The following is a 5,000-nucleotide window of genomic DNA, read 5'->3' on the forward strand; positions in this document are numbered from 1 at the left end:
CTCCAATAAAGTTAGTTTGTCTAGCATCTAAAATAAAAATTGACGTTTCACGTTGTTTGTTTCGTTCAGTTTTCAAAGAACTACTTGGTCGCTCATTTGCGACTTCCTTATGTTAACATCTTCGTTAGTTAATGTCAACTAAGTTTTTTTATTTCATTTTTCGCTTGCGACGTTATTGTCATCGGCGACTTGTCCTATATTACACCTCTATATAATAATAGTCAATATTAATCTTTCATTTTTTTTAAAAGATGAAAAAGACTCTCATACCCCCCTTTTATTTCTCATACATATCAATAAGATAACTGAAAGGAGTGTAGAACTTGTTCAACCCTTCTTTATTACACATCATAAGCTCCCATTCAAGAAGCCCACACTATCATAGGAAGTTTCCAATCATTCTATTTTGGAGTCAAAAAAGCGGTTGTACTTCTCTTGTTAAGTGGTTCTTTTACCAGATTGATTTATTACAAACCGCTCTAAGCTATAGCCCTTTCATTCATAATTATGAATATGATATATACAAAAGTACACCTACCTATAGTGTACGACTAGGAATAGCTCTACGAGAAAAACAAAAAGAAACTTTTAAACTCGTTCGTAACCCTTATAGGAGAGCAGTCAGTTCTTTCGTATCCTTAATTGGACCTCCTTATATGGAACATCCCGAATGGAAACCCATCCGAAAGTTTTTATATCAAGATGAAAATTCCTCCAAAGGGATCTCATTTAAACAATTTCTATACTATCTATTTATGAAAGGAGCTCACGCAAGTGATATTAACCCACATTTCACACAACAATATATAGCTGGTGAAGAAGAATATGTGACCAATTATATATACTTAGAAAACTTCGATCAGGAAATGAAAGAATTAGAAAAGCGTTTCGAATTAAAAACCGCACCAATAAATGAGTTCTCAACATCATGGCATCATCAAACTCCCGCCATGATTTATAAAGGGGATTTTAGCGAAGGCGATATTACTGATCCTTTATTTCCCCGTCATCCGACTTTTGAAAGCTTTTATGATACTGAATGTATACAACTTGTCCAAACAATATTTCAAAATGATTTCGACACATATAAATACAGCAAAGAATATCCATACTAACTTTAGTCTATTATCTTTGCTAAATAAAAAAGATACCTCAAATTAATCTGTACCCTTTGTAAAGGACATTTTGAAAAAAGTTAGGCAACATCAAGAAGATGGTTTCTGTATCCAACAGGAGTCATCTTTTTTAAATTCCATTGATATCTATAATGATTATAATACGTCATATATTTCTTAATCTCTTGTTTCAATTCATTAAAGGACACGCAAGGTTTTATATGAGCTTCATCTTTCAGATGACCAAAAAATGATTCTTGTGGGGCGTTATCCCAACAGTTTCCTCTTCTTGACATGGATTGTCCTAGGTTTAGCTTTTTAACTAGCTTTTGATAGGTAGGGCTTGTGTAGTGGGATCCTTGATCTGAATGAATATAAGCACCTTCAGTCAATCGAATCCGCGGATTCCTTTTTAGTTTATGGAGAGTTGTCGTTACGAGCTCTAATGTCATCTGTTCTGAAACATGGTAAGCTAAAATTTCATTAGTTGAGCCGTCTAAAATTGTAGATAAATAGGCCCTTTGATTCTTACCGTAAACTAAATAGGTGATATCTGTAAGAAGTGTTTTCCCTGGGGTATTTTGTTTAAATTCCCGATTTAATTGATTTGGTACTATTCGATGTTCTTTTGTAGCTTTAAGCATTCTTTTATAAGGATTCGCTTTGCGAACCGGACAGATAATCTCGTATTTCTTCATAATTCTACGGATACGCTTTAAATTGTAGACAACTTGAAACTGACCCGCCAATGTCATCTTTATCTGACGAGCCCCTTTGTTTCTATTTCTAAATCGAAGTGCTTTTAATATGGTTTCCTTCAAGATTTCATCTCGATCACTCTTTTGTTTCCGTTGTTCTTGAGATGAAACTGAAAAGTAATTATAGTATCCCGAACGGGATACACCAGCTACTTTACACAAATGACTGACCATATTCCTTAAGTTGTATTTCATGATGACAGAACGAATCAAGATGAATTTCTGACTAGGTGGTAGTGTTATTTCCTTCTCATCCTCCCTTCCATAAGTTTGATTTTTTTTAGCAATTCGTTTTCCGCCTTTAGTAAGTTTCGTTCGGCTTCTAAACGGGCATACTTTTCTTCTAACGTAAGCTCTCTCTCAAGAGTTCTTCCAGCGTTTTCGATACGTGTATCCCTTAAACCCAATACACCATTTTTTCTATAAGCAGCACGCCATCTACTTCCCGATGACATAACTCGTTTCATTCCAATCATATCTATATCAAAACCACATTCTTCAAAAATATTTCGAGGTAGCTTTCCTTTTTCATTTTCCTCAATAAAAATATGCTTAAATTCCTCTGTATAAGTGATACCTTTCTGACTTACAGATTTTACGTATAGGTTATTTGATAGAATTTGAATTTCTCTTTCTGTAAATAGTTTTTTTGTCATTTTCAACATTCTCCGATCCCAATTTTCCTTTTATTATACAAGAAATACCCTATAGAATAGACTTTTTTCAAGTGTCTATTCTATAGGGTACATTTTATATATAAGGTATCTTTTTAACATTTCAATTATATAAATCATACTGTTTAACAGTCTCTATTCTCCACCTTGTTACCTTTTAATAGATTACATAACTTTTGCTTATCCGCCCATCCTACTCCGATTAAAACTAAACTCGCTCCCATTATTACTCTCCATGTCAGAGATTCATTTAATAGAATAATTGAAGTAACAATACTTATTAATGGTAATGCATTTAAATATAATCCGCTTACTGATGCTGAAACTCTCTCTAGCGCTTTATTCCAAAACCAATATGCTAAAATTGTTGCTCCAATAACAAGGTATATTACACTAAGTCCCGTTTTCCAAGTTTCAACCTTTGGAAGACCGTAATAAAAAATTTCTACCAGTGCAAACGGTAAGAGAATAACAGCTCCAATAATTAAAGTTAGTGTTGTAAAAACCTCGTTTGATAAATACTGTTCTTGTTTTGGTCGTTTTAGCAAAACTGTGTAGAAAGCAAATAGAAAAGTACTTAATAATATCAGTATATCTCCTATTAAAGACACTTCTTGATTAGCACTTTTAGATGGAATCGTAATAAAGAGTACTCCTATAGCACCCAATATAATTCCTATCCAATAATTCAATCGAATTTTCTCTTTCAAAAAGAGTGCTGAAAAAAGAATTGTAACTAATGGTAATGCAGCATCTATAATACTCACATGTAATCCACTGGTTAGAGAAATACCGTAGGATGTAAACATAAAATAACCAGCTACACCGGTAAAAGCTAACAAACTCATTCTTTTCCATGGAACTTTTTTATGTACAACTGATTTTTGTAGTTGCTTAAATGAGAATAGCATACAAATTCCACCTGCAAAGAAAAGACGAATAAACAACAAAGTAAACGGCTGAATAGATTCTAACGCCCATTTTGTTGGCGCAATGGCTGTGCCCCATAATATAACAGCCACTAATAACATGCATATTTCTTTCATAATCCCCCACACCCATCAAAAATATATGTTAACTACCTTAATTATAGATTTTTTCTAATGTAAAATCCTTTAAAAACACAAAAGGTTATGTTAAAAGAGCTAGATTGCTACTTTTCACATAACCTTTTTATATAAGATCACAAACATTCTTGTTACATCTGGACTATATTCTTATAAAGGTAATTCTTACCTTTATATTTTAAATAATAAAAATAAACACAAAAAAACCTAAGTCGAAACGACTTAGGTTTTTGCTTGGCGACGTCCTACTCTCACAGGGACAAGGTCCCAACTACCATCGGCGCTAGAGAGCTTAACTTCCGTGTTCGGTATGGGAACGGGTGTGACCTCTCTGCCATCATCACCAAACTATTGAAGGCATATTCCTTCAAAACTAGATAACATTTGCTACATATTATATGGTTAAGTCCTCGATCTATTAGTATTCGTCAGCTCCACATGTCACCATGCTTCCACCTCGAACCTATCAACCTGATCATCTTTCAGGGATCTTACTAGCTTACGCTATGGGAAATCTCATCTTGAGGGGGGCTTCATGCTTAGATGCTTTCAGCACTTATCCCTTCCGCACATAGCTACCCAGCTATGCCCTTGGCAGAACAACTGGTACACCAGCGGTGCGTCCATCCCGGTCCTCTCGTACTAAGGACAGCTCCTCTCAAATTTCCTACGCCCACGACGGATAGGGACCGAACTGTCTCACGACGTTCTGAACCCAGCTCGCGTACCGCTTTAATGGGCGAACAGCCCAACCCTTGGGACCGACTACAGCCCCAGGATGCGATGAGCCGACATCGAGGTGCCAAACCTCCCCGTCGATGTGGACTCTTGGGGGAGATAAGCCTGTTATCCCCGGGGTAGCTTTTATCCGTTGAGCGATGGCCCTTCCATGCGGAACCACCGGATCACTAAGCCCGACTTTCGTCCCTGCTCGACTTGTAGGTCTCGCAGTCAAGCTCCCTTATGCCTTTGCACTCTACGAATGATTTCCAACCATTCTGAGGGAACCTTTGGGCGCCTCCGTTACACTTTAGGAGGCGACCGCCCCAGTCAAACTGCCCACCTGACACTGTCTCCCGGGTCGATAAGACCCGTAGGTTAGAATTTCAATACAGTCAGGGCGGTATCCCACCAGCGCCTCCACCGAAGCTAGCGCTCCGGTTTCAATGGCTCCCGCCTATCCTGTACAAACTGTACCAAAATTCAATATCAGGCTACAGTAAAGCTCCACGGGGTCTTTCCGTCCTGTCGCGGGTAACCTGCATCTTCACAGGTACTATAATTTCACCGAGTCTCTGGTTGAGACAGTGCCCAAATCGTTACACCTTTCGTGCGGGTCGGAACTTACCCGACAAGGAATTTCGCTACCTTAGGACCGTTATAGTT

General features: G+C 37.3%; 3 protein-coding genes and 3 rRNA genes (2 of these 6 cut by a window edge). 1 reads left to right on the forward strand and 5 read right to left on the reverse strand.

Annotated features, from left to right (window positions below; translation table 11 throughout):
- Window positions 1-9, reverse strand: a 16S ribosomal RNA gene (locus QCI79_RS11465); it reaches 1,543 nt to the left of the window's first position.
- A gap of 314 nt (window positions 10-323) precedes the next feature.
- Here QCI79_RS11465 and QCI79_RS11470 point away from each other — a divergent pair.
- Entirely contained in the window at window positions 324-1,115 is a 792-nt protein-coding gene (locus QCI79_RS11470) for a sulfotransferase family 2 domain-containing protein (protein WP_000483022.1), read from the forward strand.
- Between the two features lie 80 nt (window positions 1,116-1,195).
- Here the strand turns inward: QCI79_RS11470 and QCI79_RS11475 are convergent.
- From QCI79_RS11475 to QCI79_RS11490, 4 genes are all read right to left on the reverse strand, one after another.
- Window positions 1,196-2,538, reverse strand: a protein-coding gene (locus QCI79_RS11475; RefSeq protein ID WP_087942833.1) for an IS3 family transposase whose coding sequence is annotated in 2 segments (ribosomal slippage) — window positions 1,196-2,157 and window positions 2,157-2,538 — 1,344 coding nt in all. Because the reading frame shifts where the segments join, the coding sequence is not laid out codon by codon here.
- A 134-nt stretch (window positions 2,539-2,672) separates the two neighbouring features.
- Window positions 2,673-3,593, reverse strand: a complete 921-nt coding sequence (locus tag QCI79_RS11480) for a DMT family transporter (protein ID WP_000658284.1) — start codon at window positions 3,591-3,593, stop codon at window positions 2,673-2,675.
- Window positions 3,594-3,846: 253 nt separating this feature from the next.
- A 5S ribosomal RNA gene (rrf, locus tag QCI79_RS11485) occupies window positions 3,847-3,962 on the reverse strand.
- Between the two features lie 50 nt (window positions 3,963-4,012).
- A 23S ribosomal RNA gene (locus QCI79_RS11490) occupies window positions 4,013-5,000 on the reverse strand; it runs 1,935 nt beyond the window's last position.

This window comes from Bacillus cereus group sp. MG1, assembly GCF_040460035.1.
Classification (GTDB): Bacteria; Bacillota; Bacilli; order Bacillales; family Bacillaceae_G; genus Bacillus_A; species Bacillus_A cereus.

What these genes read in the sequence shown, in the direction of transcription:
- QCI79_RS11480 (WP_000658284.1), bottom strand. Translation starts at nt 3,593, where the DNA reads ATGAAAGAAATATGCATGTTATTAGTGGCTGTTATATTATGGGGCACA.